The organism is Aquimarina pacifica, assembly GCF_000520955.1.
In the GTDB taxonomy this organism is placed as follows: domain Bacteria; phylum Bacteroidota; class Bacteroidia; order Flavobacteriales; family Flavobacteriaceae; genus Aquimarina; species Aquimarina pacifica.
Window position 1 is genome coordinate 196,464 of record NZ_JACC01000006.1, and the last position, 12,240, is coordinate 208,703.

Annotated in this window: 17 protein-coding genes; 5 read left to right on the forward strand and 12 right to left on the reverse strand. The window is 31.6% G+C overall.

The window, feature by feature from the left end:
- Position 1 precedes the first annotated feature (1 nt).
- From DZ60_RS0104455 to DZ60_RS0104480, 6 genes are all read right to left on the reverse strand, one after another.
- The gene (locus DZ60_RS0104455; protein WP_025740813.1) at positions 2-790 is read right to left on the reverse strand and encodes a hypothetical protein; all 789 of its coding nucleotides are present in this window, start codon (positions 788-790) and stop codon (positions 2-4) included.
- Positions 791-796: 6 nt separating this feature from the next.
- Positions 797-2,572 (reverse strand): type VI secretion system Vgr family protein, encoded by a 1,776-nt coding sequence (locus DZ60_RS0104460; protein WP_025740814.1) that lies wholly within the window; start codon positions 2,570-2,572, stop codon positions 797-799.
- 213 nt (positions 2,573-2,785) lie between these two features.
- Positions 2,786-3,265, reverse strand: a complete 480-nt coding sequence (locus tag DZ60_RS0104465) for a hypothetical protein (RefSeq protein WP_025740815.1) — start codon at positions 3,263-3,265, stop codon at positions 2,786-2,788.
- A gap of 156 nt (positions 3,266-3,421) precedes the next feature.
- On the reverse strand, positions 3,422-3,958 hold the full coding sequence (locus DZ60_RS0104470) for a hypothetical protein (RefSeq protein WP_025740817.1): 537 nt from the start codon (positions 3,956-3,958) through the stop codon (positions 3,422-3,424).
- Entirely contained in the window at positions 3,955-4,242 is a 288-nt protein-coding gene (locus tag DZ60_RS0104475) for a hypothetical protein (protein WP_025740819.1), read from the reverse strand. The genes DZ60_RS0104470 and DZ60_RS0104475 overlap by 4 nt, the downstream gene beginning before the upstream one ends.
- Before the next feature lie 65 nt (positions 4,243-4,307).
- A complete protein-coding gene (locus tag DZ60_RS0104480) occupies positions 4,308-4,502 on the reverse strand; it encodes a hypothetical protein (protein WP_025740821.1) in 195 nt (64 codons plus the stop codon).
- A 109-nt stretch (positions 4,503-4,611) separates the two neighbouring features.
- Here DZ60_RS0104480 and DZ60_RS0104485 point away from each other — a divergent pair, with 109 nt between their 5' ends.
- Positions 4,612-4,962, forward strand: coding sequence for a hypothetical protein (locus tag DZ60_RS0104485; RefSeq protein WP_025740822.1), 351 nt, complete (start codon positions 4,612-4,614; stop codon positions 4,960-4,962).
- Here the strand turns inward: DZ60_RS0104485 and DZ60_RS0104490 are convergent.
- Genes DZ60_RS0104490 through DZ60_RS0104500 form a run of 3 tightly spaced genes read right to left on the reverse strand, consistent with a single transcriptional unit; the run spans position 4,959 to position 5,957 of the window.
- Positions 4,959-5,186: a hypothetical protein gene (locus DZ60_RS0104490; protein WP_025740823.1), complete on the reverse strand. Its 228-nt coding sequence runs from the start codon at positions 5,184-5,186 to the stop codon at positions 4,959-4,961. The genes DZ60_RS0104485 and DZ60_RS0104490 overlap by 4 nt on opposite strands.
- The gene (locus DZ60_RS0104495) at positions 5,186-5,794 is read right to left on the reverse strand and encodes a hypothetical protein (RefSeq protein ID WP_025740825.1); all 609 of its coding nucleotides are present in this window, start codon (positions 5,792-5,794) and stop codon (positions 5,186-5,188) included. The genes DZ60_RS0104490 and DZ60_RS0104495 overlap by 1 nt, the downstream gene beginning before the upstream one ends.
- A complete protein-coding gene (locus DZ60_RS0104500) occupies positions 5,778-5,957 on the reverse strand; it encodes a hypothetical protein (protein WP_025740827.1) in 180 nt (59 codons plus the stop codon). Before DZ60_RS0104500 ends, DZ60_RS0104495 begins: the two co-directional genes overlap by 17 nt.
- A 561-nt stretch (positions 5,958-6,518) precedes the next feature.
- On the opposite strand from DZ60_RS0104500, the gene DZ60_RS25070 reads away from it, so the two are divergent.
- Both DZ60_RS25070 and DZ60_RS0104510 read left to right on the forward strand, forming a co-directional pair.
- Positions 6,519-6,683, forward strand: coding sequence for a hypothetical protein (locus DZ60_RS25070; RefSeq protein WP_155839760.1), 165 nt, complete (start codon positions 6,519-6,521; stop codon positions 6,681-6,683).
- Complete coding sequence (locus DZ60_RS0104510; RefSeq protein ID WP_025740828.1) at positions 6,680-8,323, forward strand: recombinase family protein; 1,644 nt, start codon at positions 6,680-6,682, stop codon at positions 8,321-8,323. Before DZ60_RS25070 ends, DZ60_RS0104510 begins: the two co-directional genes overlap by 4 nt.
- A 264-nt stretch (positions 8,324-8,587) precedes the next feature.
- On the opposite strand, the gene DZ60_RS0104515 is transcribed toward DZ60_RS0104510, so the two are convergent.
- Positions 8,588-9,013 (reverse strand): tellurite resistance TerB family protein, encoded by a 426-nt coding sequence (locus DZ60_RS0104515; protein WP_025740829.1) that lies wholly within the window; start codon positions 9,011-9,013, stop codon positions 8,588-8,590.
- Positions 9,014-9,106: 93 nt separating this feature from the next.
- On the opposite strand from DZ60_RS0104515, the gene DZ60_RS0104520 reads away from it, so the two are divergent.
- Together DZ60_RS0104520 and DZ60_RS0104525 are read left to right on the forward strand one after the other, a co-directional pair.
- A complete protein-coding gene (locus DZ60_RS0104520; RefSeq protein ID WP_025740831.1) occupies positions 9,107-9,733 on the forward strand; it encodes an RNA polymerase sigma factor in 627 nt (208 codons plus the stop codon).
- A gap of 111 nt (positions 9,734-9,844) precedes the next feature.
- The gene (locus DZ60_RS0104525; protein WP_241448716.1) at positions 9,845-10,669 is read left to right on the forward strand and encodes a bestrophin family protein; all 825 of its coding nucleotides are present in this window, start codon (positions 9,845-9,847) and stop codon (positions 10,667-10,669) included.
- Here the strand turns inward: DZ60_RS0104525 and DZ60_RS0104530 are convergent.
- Both DZ60_RS0104530 and DZ60_RS0104535 read right to left on the reverse strand, forming a co-directional pair.
- A complete protein-coding gene (locus DZ60_RS0104530; RefSeq protein ID WP_025740834.1) occupies positions 10,666-11,223 on the reverse strand; it encodes a mechanosensitive ion channel domain-containing protein in 558 nt (185 codons plus the stop codon). The two genes, DZ60_RS0104525 and DZ60_RS0104530, sit on opposite strands and share 4 nt — an antisense overlap.
- A 32-nt stretch (positions 11,224-11,255) precedes the next feature.
- Complete coding sequence (locus DZ60_RS0104535; protein ID WP_025740836.1) at positions 11,256-12,095, reverse strand: universal stress protein; 840 nt, start codon at positions 12,093-12,095, stop codon at positions 11,256-11,258.
- Between the last annotated feature and the right edge of the window lie 145 nt (positions 12,096-12,240).

A 12,240-nucleotide genomic window follows, 5' to 3' on the forward strand; every position in this document is an offset into this window, starting at 1 on the left:
ATTATACCTTTTGCTGTAAATGAAATTCATTCCGAATTTCTACTCCATCATAACTGTCTTTAGTTTCTACTGATGCTTTTTCTATCCATTGATTAGTACTATTTATCTGATAGCTTCCTGAGTATGCTATATGTTCAGAAGATTGCGTATCAATTTCTATGGAAAGAACAACATTGGTATCGTTTAATGCTGACACCTTGATACTTTCCCGAATCGGATACACCTTTTTCATTCCCATATGCCGAAATTCTTTAACGACAGGAGACAAACTATCATATTTTCCATAAATAGAATGAAATAATAATCCAAAGTTTTCAAAACTAGAAATGTCAGAAATTATTTTTTGTTCAGTTTCTAATCTACTATCGATAGATCGCGTAAACATTCTAATATGACTACCTTTATAATCTTGTTCAATATGCTGCTTTATTTTTTTCCAGTCGCTTTGGATTTGCAAATAATTAGTTACCCCTATAACAGTACCATCATATTTTACCTGTAAAGTACAAGTATTGTATAGAGAGGATAATTGATTTAATAATTCATTGACAGCCGAAGATCCTGAATTCAATTTAATCTCAGAAGAAATTGTTTTTATCTTAACTGTGCGGGAGAATCCATTATCATCATTAGGCTCGCAAAAAACGGTGAATTCTCGTTTCATATTTTTACCTGAACCTGAACTACCTTCTCTATCAATAGCAGCTGAAAAGATAAAACGAGAATTACCTTCTTCTGGAAATGAACCTTCCCATTCTTTTATGTTGAAATCAAACAACCTGCGAGACATATGGGTTTATCCTTTGCTTATTTTAACATCGCTTCCTCCATTAAACGAAGCCGTTCCTCCACCAGATATTTTAAGATCGCCATCGCTTTGTATTTCAGTTTCCGCTGATAATTGAGTTAAGGATCCACCAATCTGAATATGTTTTTCACTTTCTATAATTTCATTGGCGTTTTTAGATGAAACATCAAGATTCTCACCCGTGTGTATCTCCGTGTTTTTGCCAATATTAAAGATTGCATTCTCCTTAACATTCAATTCAAAATTAGTAGCATTGAAAGTCATTTTTTCTAAGGCGGTTACTGTTATATTATTGTTTACTGTATCTATATGAACGATGTTATCGTTTTTATCCGTAATCTTAATGCTTTCTGATCCTTCAGTATCATTTAATTCGATTAAATGACCTGTTCTGGTTTTAATGGCTTTAATATCATTGTTGTCTGATTGCCAACTATCGGGTTTGGCTGTACCGTGATATAAAGCACCCAATACAAAAGGTCGTTCTGCATTTCCTCCTTCAAAATTCACAATTACTTCTTCATCAATTTCTGGTATAAAATGAAATCCTTTATCTGATCCTGCGTGGGGTGTCATCATACGCAACCAAGGCGTTGTTGCTCCCAATGGTTTTTGCCAAGGGAACTGTACTTTAATTCTACTTAATCCCTCTGGATCATTGTTTTCCATAACCGTGGCAATCTGTACGTCACTTTTTGGATATCTGTTGATATCCATTTTAGGATACGCAATAAAATTGGCATCTACAGCTTCAAAAGTGTTTTTATAAGAGCCTCCTTCAATATTGGTGTGGGTAATTTTTATAATTCTAAAGGTACCGTGTCCTTTGATTTTGATTACTTCCCCAAGATTAACCCCTGGATTATCAGAAGAACCTTTGGCAATGACCTGCTGCATAGCGCGTGCCTTTGTGTATTGCTCCACTTGGGTATCTAATCTTGGTTTTATAGATGCATCATTATAGAGATTATGATATACTTGTGTTTGTTTGCTAAATAATTCTTTTGATATTTTATCTGTAAAACCGTGATATCCTTCTGATGGAATCGCTACTTGTGTACTACTTTTTTGATGAACTTCATCCATAAGGTAATCGTTTGTGAAATAATCAAAGGAATTGGCAATAGAACTCAACTCCAAAGAGAATTTTTGTAAATCTACACCATACGAAAGCTCTGTTTCCTCATCGCTTGGACTACCAAAAATAAGTTTTTTCCCATCATAATAAAACCACTCATTATGATAGGCTGCCAATCTACTTGCATAACTAAAGGCACTTTGATTATGTTGTACTGAATAGTGGATAGTATCAGAAGATACTGGAGAAAAATTTGTTTCTAATTTTCCTTTATCATATTCCTGAAAGGTTTGCTCTAAAATTTCCGAAAGACTTATATCATTAAATGATGCATAATGTCCTCCATCATCAGACAAGATAGAAGTACTTTTAGCCTCTAAGGTTACCAGATCACCACTAGATTGATGAAAGCCTTTTGTTCCAACAACTTTGGTTACCACCCCTTTAAATTCTAGTTCTTTGTAGATCCCGAAATCAGAAGTAGAGCTTATCTTCATGGTAATAACTCCTCCCAGATACTCTTTACTGTCCCCAATTAATTCTTCGGATAGTTTTTCAACCACATCGGTTCTACATACTAATTCTAAATCATGATGTGCATCAATTTCTTGTACTAGTTTTAGGCTTACATAGGACTGAATAGGTGTTCCGGATATGAATATTTGAGTAGTAGTTTGTAGGGCCATATGCTGTATTTATTTTGGGTTCTATTTATTAGTGTATTGATTTGGTTATTTGTTACCTATAACTGGGGATATTTATAATGCAAACTTACTGTTATTATTGTGTTTAACTATAGCAAAAAGGGGTATTCCCCCTGCTAAAACTTAACCTTTTCGATGAGTAACTTGTATATTCGTTCAATAACATATTCATTTCAGATCAATTTATTTTAAAAGTTATCTTTTTGGATCTACTTGGTCTAATAACTCCAGTAATAAGAGTCGGTTTGTCTTTGAGTTTTTCTTTTGCACCTGATTATCTTTTAGAAAGTGATGGATTACATATCTAAGATGAGTGTTTTCAAAGGTTTCTATGATGTTTTTATTTGTTAACCGCTTCATTTTATAATCGTGATACAGTGTATAATACAAGTTATTTCTTGTTGTAAAGGGAAAAAATGCAGATCTAAATTCATAAACCTTGATGAAGTGGCAGTAATCCATTAAGTAACAATAGCCACTTTTTCCAATAGTAATCATCTCATTTTTAAAGAATTGTTTATCCAATTCTTTTATAACACAACGGTATTCAATAGGGGATTTTTGCCCTTGCAACAGTATTTCGACTTTTTGTAAGAGATCATAAGCATCAATTTTTGCCAATCCATCAAATTGTTTAAGCACTTTTTGTAATATTTCATCCTGGTAGGTTAGCATATATTCGCTAGGTTTTATTGTGATTGTATTTTTAAAAGATATTCGGGCACTTTTAGTGAATGGGGGTTTGTTTTTAACTATAAAAAATAATCATACAAAAGCACCCGATATCTCCGGTTGGGGTTATCAACACAAACTATCATCCTTGTTTTACTATTATTTCTTTGATCTATTTTGCCAATACTCTGTAAGGTTCCATTTTCTGATAGCATTCATTATTCTATTAGCTGTCACCTTGATAAACAATACTTGGTTCTTCGCTTTATCAACAGATACGTTAGGATTTATCTTCTCAAGTACTTGCTCTATTGCTTCGATTCTAGCATTATGATTAAACATTTCCATTATTTTCTTTTGAACAATATGTTTTGTCTCAGAATCCAATTTATTATAATTAGGGTGTTCATTTAACATGGTAAGAATTTTATCTAAAGCTACATCAGTAGTTGGCTCATAATGGTTATCTGTTTTGTTGATTAACACAAACCTTCTAGCTCTATGGATTACACTAATAGCATAATCAGTCGTTGTTCCTTTTTCGAATAAGCGAGTAGCCCATTTATAGATTAATGACTCATAACAATCTTTATTAGCAACACCTGCCATAAAATCATCCATTTCTATTTGAATAGATTTGATAATAGCAAGAAGAAATTTATTACGTCTATTGTCTAGTTCTAAGTTGCTCATCATAGGCTTTTGGGTTTTTCTTTCATTTCACTAAATGATCGTAAGCAGATACGCTCGATAAAACTGAAAAGTTTTATGATACGTTTGTTATTAAGCTTGCGGTCATACTTCAGAAATTTCTGCAATGTACCGCTTGGAAAACCTAGACGTTTATCAAGTCCAGCTGCGTTAATTACAGCTTGATTATCTATTAGCCACTTTTCTACCATGTCTCGTTTTGTTGTATTCATATTCATATCATTTCCCAGACTATAAATTGATATAGGCTGATTGTGATAGAGAAACATAAGTGGGGTATATTCTCTCTAACGTTAAACCAATTATGACGATGTGTTTACGTTAAATATGTTTATTAATTTGAATTGGGTTTAAGTATGTTCAGTATGGTTTTCAGATCATTCAGAATGTTCTTGGCAACATCAGTATTAGCTTCTCTCTTACCTTGGGCTATTAAGGATACATACTTACCGGACTTACTATATTTTCTACCAAGAACAGTATGTATTCCTCTTAATATTTTCAATTCCTCATTAGTAAAATTTTGCATACATTTGTCTTTGTTCTGAAATCGGAACAAAAAATCATACTTTTAATACTTTTTTCAAACTAATTTCGAACAAAGTACGAAAAAAGTTTTTTAATATGCAAATAATTTAATGGAGATTAAGACTCTTTTCGAACATATTTCAAAAAACAAAGGTATTTCCATTGATGAAGTAGCTAAAGAATTAGAAGTTGCTAAGTCCACCATTTACTATAGCATTAATAAGGATAGTCTATCTCTGAAACTTAAAAAAGCACTTAAAAAGATTTATCCTGAGTATTTAGATATGATCGAAAATGATGCGCTTGGGATAGAAGAATACGACCCTGTAAAAGTAGCAGATTATATAGTAGCGAATGAAGATGAAATGTTAGAAGTTGATAAATTTCGGTTATGGCTTCAGACAAAAGTTCAGGATGGGGTTATTGAAGTCTTATCTATTAAAAAACCTAATAATGATTAAGTATATATCATAGAAACCTTCTCTTTAATATAAGTTTCAGAGAAATTTATAGTGAGCCCTAAATCCAGACGTTTTTTGATCATCTCTTGAATACGTTTTTCGTTCGTTTTCGATTTTTTCTCAAGATATTGTTCAATATCATTGTTAATCTCATCAAGAAGATCTTCAGGAATCAATCCTTTACGAAATTTACTTTTTACGATCTTTTTCCTATCCTTTGCCATTATCGTAGTTTTTCAATTTGATCAGTATAATCCCGTACAAACTGCTCTTTATCTTCTGCAGAAATATATTTCTGCTTGATATCTCTAACCACAAAATACAACCAAGAATGAAGGTTTTTTTGGCGCTTGATATTGTACCTGTTAATCAGAACGGAAATAATGGTTCCTATTAAGGCAACCAATCCAATAGCCCAATAGTAAAGGTGCTTAGGAAAATCCTGTCTATGCCAAAGGGTCCACGTAATAAAATAAATGGATATAAATAAAAACAATGATGCTGAGATGCCGACAATCCATCGGATATACTTATCTACAATAATGAAAGGATAGATGTATACTAGTAAAATAGCAAAATATAGCATAGCTATGGGTTTGCCAGCCGCATACCAAAACTTCCTGATATTGCTGAAACCAATGAATTTCTCGCTGGTTTTGAGCGTTTCTACTTTGAGGATATATGATTCTTCACTGAGCTTATTTTGTTCAAGCTGCTTCTCGTATACCACAAAATCAGGGTGTTTCTTTGGATAAAATATATGTATAAAAGGTGCAGTACAGGCAAATACTGCACCTATAATCAATATAGAAATTCTAACTGTCCCTATCATCTGGTTCTTCTACTTCTTCTTTGTCGATCATCTTAAGATCAACATCATCATCTGATTTTACATTTTCAACACTATTATCTTCAATATTGTCTGCTTCACATCCGACAAATGTAAATGCCAAAATAAAAAAAAGAATGTTCAATAAAAATGATTTTGCTTTCATAATAAAAATTTTAAAGGATTAATGATTTCAAATGTGTATTACTTTTTTTTCAAGTAATTGGTTTACAATTATTAACGAGTATTAAGGTGTTGCTAATAATTGGATATTGATTAACAATTTCACTACATAATCCCCGCTTTTTTTACCAAAAATGGGGTTTTTCTCCCACTTTTTGCTTTAAAAATAGAGTTAAAAAAGCAGATTGTAGGAAAAAGGGACAAGGAAGTAATATAAGGTATTGACAAGCAATAAATTAATAGCGTAAAATAAACGTGGTTTAACCGTAAATTCTACTTTGTATTTAATCGGTTTAATTAAATAATGTGGTAGTTTCTTTGTTTTCCTACAAATTTTATCCAAATTAGACAAGGTCAAAAATTTTCTTGGTTTTGACTTTAATTTCATAATTAAGACACATTTGGCTTAAAAACTGAGATTTTAACAATGATGTTTTTGTCTTTACGGAGACTGTATCTTCTTGATTGAAGACAATATTTTCAAGCATTGTATTCTCAGGAATTTACGATTCTATATTCGTTTTGGAAACGAATATAGAAGTGGATGGAAAAGCAAGAACAATACAATGAATTAGAAGTTTTGACGGTTGATGAACTACGTTCTTATGAAGGGTTAGAAGATTTAACTGAAGAAGCAGCAGTAGAAATTAGTAAATCACTATACAAATTAGCTGTAATAGGTATAGACATAATGAAAAGTAAAAAATGAGTTTAGATTATTTTGAAAAATTTATTGTAAAAGCGGAAAAAGAAACATCTGTAAATAACAATGTTTGGGTATATACCAGAGTTTCCAGTAAAGATCAAGAAGTAAATAAAAGCCTGAAATATCAAAAGAAGTTTGCAGAAGAATATGCCCATGAAAATGGTTTAATGATAACAAAATATTTTGGGGCTACTTACGAAAGTGCAAAAGGAGATTTTACAAGAAAAGAGTTTAAAAAGCTAATTACAGAAGTTTCCAAAACAAAAGACAAGCCATTTGCCATACTCATATACAAAATGAATAGGTTTTCACGAAGTGGGGCAAATGCGATAGCACTTACTAATGAGTTGGTACACCAAAACAATGTACATCTCATAGAGGTTAATTCTGGAATTTCTACCGAAACACAAGACGGCGAATACCAGATACTAAAAAAACTGTTAAGGGCAAGAAAAGAGAACTTGGAGCGCATGGAACATACTTTGCCCGGTATGAAAACATTTTTGGAAGATGGAAATTATTTAGGCAGAGCCCCTCTAGGATATACACTAAAAGGTACAAGGGTTACAGAGTTTAGTAGAAGAAGTGAACGCCAGCAAATCGAAATCAGCGAAGATGGTAAACTATTAAAAAAAGCATGGCTTATGAAAGCTGATGGCGAACAGGATCACATCATTCAGCAGGAAATGGCGAAATATGGTCTTAATATATCCAAACAGAAATTAAGTGCGATGTGGCGTAAAGCTACCTATTGCGGTATCTCTACAAATAAGTTGCTGGATAAGCCCGTAAAAGGAAACTGGAAGCCCATTGTATCAATAGTAAACTTTAAAAGAGTACAAGCAATTCTAGACACTCCTAGAAATAAAGGTTATCAAATAAGCAAACAAAATTTTGACAGACCCCTAACAGGGTTTTTAAAATGTATGTCTTGTAATAACAAATTAACTAGCTACGAGGTAAAGAAAAAAAAGTTACACTATTACACTTGTCAAAAATGCAAGGGGGTCACTTTAAACGCAAATTCTAGCAAAAGATCATTAAAAAAAGGTGTACACGATACGTTTATAGAGTTGTTGGAATCGTTTAAACTAGATAAGCATCTTATAGAGCCATTTAAGGCGCAAATAAAGCTGTTATTGAAAAATCATAATAATGATAAATACGAACTAAAAGAAACGATAGAAAAGCGTATAAAGGCTTTAAATACTAAGTCCCAAAAATTGGTTGACAAGCTTATGAATGACATAATTGATGATTATACATACAAGTCATATAAAGAGCAAATAGATAAAGAGTTATTGCAATTAAATGTAAATCTCAAAAGTCAAAGCAAAAAAATATCTAACCTTGACGATTTTGTAAACTCAATTATTGTTTTTTCGCAAAATATCAGTAAATACTGGGCTTTAGGAAGTTTTGAAATAAAAACCAAACTGCAAGAATTGATTTTTCCTAATGGTCTAATGATTAATCCAAAAAACAGGCAATATCTAACCAATGAAATCAATTTCTTATTTGCTCTAAACGCAACAATAACAAGGGATTTGAGGGTTTCTAAAAATGAAAAAGCCAGTATAAATACTGGCTTGTCCTGTTTAGTAGCGGGAACAGGACTCGAACCTGTGACCTTCGGGTTATGAGGGCGAATATCATTAATTTAAAATACTGATTATCAGTTTATTAATTTTTTAAAAAGTGTAAAAACGTGAAAAAACGGTTAAAAAACCCCCTCCAGAACCCCCCACCTGAATTATGTAATTTTACGATGACTTTTACCATATTTTTAAACGTATCATAGAAGCTAAAAGTAGATATTCTTCTCGATCAAATTTTTTCTCTGCAAAAGGTAAGTTCCAAAAACCAGCAATATCTAGCACATTTTTTATGCCTTTAAATAAACAGAGTTAATTTTTCTCTATTAAATATCTATATTCCTCAAAATCAAATTTTCCTTGAAAAATTCTAATCGATTTCTTAATCAATTCCAAAGCTCTTTCTTCAGAACATCCTAATCCAATTGCGTATTTGTGAATTAATTTTATTTCTTGTGGATCTACAAAATGGTCTGCAAAAATCATTTTAAAAAGATCAAATAGATGTTGTAACCGTTCCTCTTTCGAACTTACTGCTACTAGAGCATATTGTTTTGGGTTTTTAATTACTTCAGAATATTGTTCTTCACTAATATTGAGTTTATCAGCAAATTTAGAAAGTAGTTCCTTCTCTTCATCATTAAGTTCTCCGTCTATAAATGCCATGTTCGCTATGCTTGCAAAGTGAGCCAAATTACTTTTTTTAATACCTGATTCATAAATCTCTGAGATTGACATAACTAATATATTTTAAGTGTACTTTTTAGACACAATATCATGATCGGGGTCACATTTTTAACTATATTTAGTTTATCATTAATCATATTTATTATGCATTCTTTTGAAGACCTATTTTCAATACCGGAAGAGAAAAAATCAAGTATTGTGCTGAAAGAAGCTAAAGGCTTAACCGATGAAGAATTGGTTGTAAGAATTAAAGAATCAAAAAATCAACTCCTATTCGGAGTTTTATACGAACGGTTTAGTAAAAAAGTCTATGTTAAATGTTATGACTTTGTAAAGAATGAAGATGAAGCAGAAGATCTTTCTCAGGATATTTTTATGAAATTGTATACAAAACTTGAAGGATTTCAAGGTAGATCCAAATTTTCTACCTGGCTATACGCTTTTACCTATAATTTCTGTATAAATTTTTTGAACAGAGATAAAAACAAGAAACTAACCAGCTTTTCAGAAAAATTGAAAAATAAGGATTATCAAATAACATCTGAGGAATTAGAACTCGATGAAGATTTTTTTGAAATCAAATTATCTAAACTGGAAAAAGCTTTGGAAATGATCGCACCAGAAGACAAAGCGCTTCTTATGCTTAAATATCACGATAATACACCAGTAAAAGAACTTCAAAACTTGTTTAATATTAATGAAAGTGCTTTAAAAATGAGATTGAAACGTGCCCGAATAAAGGCCGTTAAAGCACATGACAAATTAACTTAGAATCAACTCTATTTAAAATCATATTCTAATTTTCTTATAGCAAATATTTTTATGATTCTTAACAAACGAATCCCTCTCTCCTACCCATTTAAAATGGTAAAATGGGACATATTGATAACATCAATATTTTCAACCATTATCCATTTTCTTTCTATATATGTATACACTCTTAATCTTCCTATAACCCTAGGTGCATTTTTAGGTACATCAATTGCACTTTTATTATCTTTCAAACTGAGCCAATCTTATGATCGTTGGTGGGAATCTAGAAAAATATGGGGTAGTATAGTAAACGATTCCAGAACTTTAATGATACAAGTACTTAACCTATCTAAGGAAGATTCTGAAATTCATAAGGAAGTTGGTTATCGTCAAATTGCATGGTGCTATAGTCTGGGGCAAAGTTTAAGAAAACAGGATCCGTTCAAGAATTTAGACTCATTTTTATCTGAAGAAGAATTAAAAAGAATACAGCATCATAAAAATATACCATTAATATTACTAAACAATCAGGCAGAAGACATCAAAAAATTATTTAATAAAAACAGTATCAACGAGTATCAACAAATACAAATAGATAATACCATAGTGAGGTTAACTGCATCAATGGGTATGGCAGAAAGAATTAAGAATACTGTGTTTCCAAAATCCTATCGTTTGACCTTACAGTTTTTTATCTACTTATTCCTTGTTTTGCTCTCCTTTGCCTTAACAGAATTACCGGGCTTTATAGAAATACCATTGTTAGTTATAATTGCTTTACCTTTCTTTTTGCTAGAAAAGATAGCCTTTAATATGCAAGATCCTTTTGAAAATAAACCTACTGACACTGCCATGACCGCTATTTCAAGAACCATTGAAATTAATATAAAACAATTATTGGGACAAGATAAGATACCGGACGCTTTAGATTCCAACAAATTTTATATTCTCTAAGCCGGTGTTTCCTTTTCATTAGTGTCGGGAGGTATGAAACTTAAATCCCCAGGCTCTTCGTCTTCTTTCAAAATTTGAATTCCTTTTTGGAGCACATAAGAGTTGGGTAAGGTGATATCTTGACCATTATCAGTAATCATGAAAAAATAGAATCCAGTAATGTCCTTTACCCTTCCTGTTAAGTTAAAATCTTTTTCTAGAATACGTATTCTGTGCCCAATACGAACCGGATGGCTAAAAAATAAGATAACACTTGCTGTAAGATTAGATAAAATAGACCATTGCGCAAAAAAACCAACACCTAAAACTGCGAGTACAGAAGAAATAAAAACTGCAAACTGTTTGTGATCTACACCCCAAATAATTGCAAGTATAGATATCACAATGATGTAAGTTAATAGATAAATCAAGTTAAGAATTATTTTTCTACGGTTTACCTCTATAGATTTTATAAAACTAAATCTGCGAATAGCTCTTTTGGTTAACAAAAGCACTATTAACATAATACTTAATAATACGACTGTGTAGAGAATTTCTGATTGATATGTCAACATAAAAAATAGTTGTAAAAAGTTTTTCTTCAAAATTACTTTAATTCTGGAAGAATTAAGAGAGGCACCGGGCTATTAAAACTAATTTTATCTACAACATCTTCTTCAACTAATTTTTGAAAGAAATTTTGTTTATGATGAACTAATGCAATCAAATCACTTTCGGTTTGCATGGCAAAATCTCTTAAAGCTTCGGTTTCTGAATTTTCAACATCTATCTTACAAAAGATGTAGTCAAGATGTTGAAGCAAACCCTTTAAAATTTCTTTGTTAGCATTTTGTTTATCCGTAAGATATTCTTCTTCCATTATTCTGGCAATATTAATTTTTGCTCCCCTTGATGATGTGATTTCAATTAGAGGCGCCAATTCGTTTTGATGGAAAGCTCTCTTAAAATTAGTCGAAAATGCAACTATTGAAGGTGTTTTAGGAACATAGTTTTGAGGCACCACGATTACCGGACATTTATTTATTCCATTGATTACTTTTACCGTATTGCTCCCTAAAAATATTTCTTTGGCTCCTTTAGCCCCTTTGGTTCCCATGACGATATAATCTATTTTTTTTGAAACGGAAACACTGTTAATTGCCTTCAAAAGGGTGTCAGGAACAGAAATAGTTCTAAATTCGTGCTTCAACTGATCATTATTTTTGATAATTTTCTTCAAAAAAATATCTAATTCTTCTTCAGATTCGTCTGACATTTCTCCTAAAATCGTATCATTATATTCTTCGCTTAACATAACCGAACGATTACTAACATAAACATTCAACAAAAAGAAAGCACATTCTTCATTATTGAAAAGTACACGGGCATATTCTAATGCATTTAAAGCATTATCCGAGAAGTCAATTGGAACTAATATTCTTTTCATTTTCAAACATTAATTTAGCCTATTAAAGATACAAAATTCAATTCTTGAAATAATGGTAAAAAACATATAATCCTTATGACACAAAGAAATGTGTAAGGTCACCTTTATATACAAACCTTAAAAAGCATTCTTGCGTAAAATCGCC

Coding starts and splice junctions, on each gene's coding strand:
- DZ60_RS0104455 (WP_025740813.1), bottom strand. CDS start 790: ATGTCTCGCAGGTTGTTTGATTTCAACATAAAAGAATGGGAAGGTTCA.
- DZ60_RS0104460 (WP_025740814.1), bottom strand. CDS start 2,572: ATGGCCCTACAAACTACTACTCAAATATTCATATCCGGAACACCTATT.
- DZ60_RS0104465 (WP_025740815.1), bottom strand. CDS start 3,265: ATGCTAACCTACCAGGATGAAATATTACAAAAAGTGCTTAAACAATTT.
- DZ60_RS0104470 (WP_025740817.1), bottom strand. CDS start 3,958: ATGATGAGCAACTTAGAACTAGACAATAGACGTAATAAATTTCTTCTT.
- DZ60_RS0104475 (WP_025740819.1), bottom strand. CDS start 4,242: ATGTTTCTCTATCACAATCAGCCTATATCAATTTATAGTCTGGGAAAT.
- DZ60_RS0104480 (WP_025740821.1), bottom strand. CDS start 4,502: ATGCAAAATTTTACTAATGAGGAATTGAAAATATTAAGAGGAATACAT.
- DZ60_RS0104485 (WP_025740822.1), top strand. CDS start 4,612: ATGGAGATTAAGACTCTTTTCGAACATATTTCAAAAAACAAAGGTATT.
- DZ60_RS0104490 (WP_025740823.1), bottom strand. CDS start 5,186: ATGGCAAAGGATAGGAAAAAGATCGTAAAAAGTAAATTTCGTAAAGGA.
- DZ60_RS0104495 (WP_025740825.1), bottom strand. CDS start 5,794: ATGATAGGGACAGTTAGAATTTCTATATTGATTATAGGTGCAGTATTT.
- DZ60_RS0104500 (WP_025740827.1), bottom strand. CDS start 5,957: ATGAAAGCAAAATCATTTTTATTGAACATTCTTTTTTTTATTTTGGCA.
- DZ60_RS25070 (WP_155839760.1), top strand. CDS start 6,519: ATGGAAAAGCAAGAACAATACAATGAATTAGAAGTTTTGACGGTTGAT.
- DZ60_RS0104510 (WP_025740828.1), top strand. CDS start 6,680: ATGAGTTTAGATTATTTTGAAAAATTTATTGTAAAAGCGGAAAAAGAA.
- DZ60_RS0104515 (WP_025740829.1), bottom strand. CDS start 9,013: ATGTCAATCTCAGAGATTTATGAATCAGGTATTAAAAAAAGTAATTTG.
- DZ60_RS0104520 (WP_025740831.1), top strand. CDS start 9,107: ATGCATTCTTTTGAAGACCTATTTTCAATACCGGAAGAGAAAAAATCA.
- DZ60_RS0104530 (WP_025740834.1), bottom strand. CDS start 11,223: ATGTTGACATATCAATCAGAAATTCTCTACACAGTCGTATTATTAAGT.
- DZ60_RS0104535 (WP_025740836.1), bottom strand. CDS start 12,095: ATGAAAAGAATATTAGTTCCAATTGACTTCTCGGATAATGCTTTAAAT.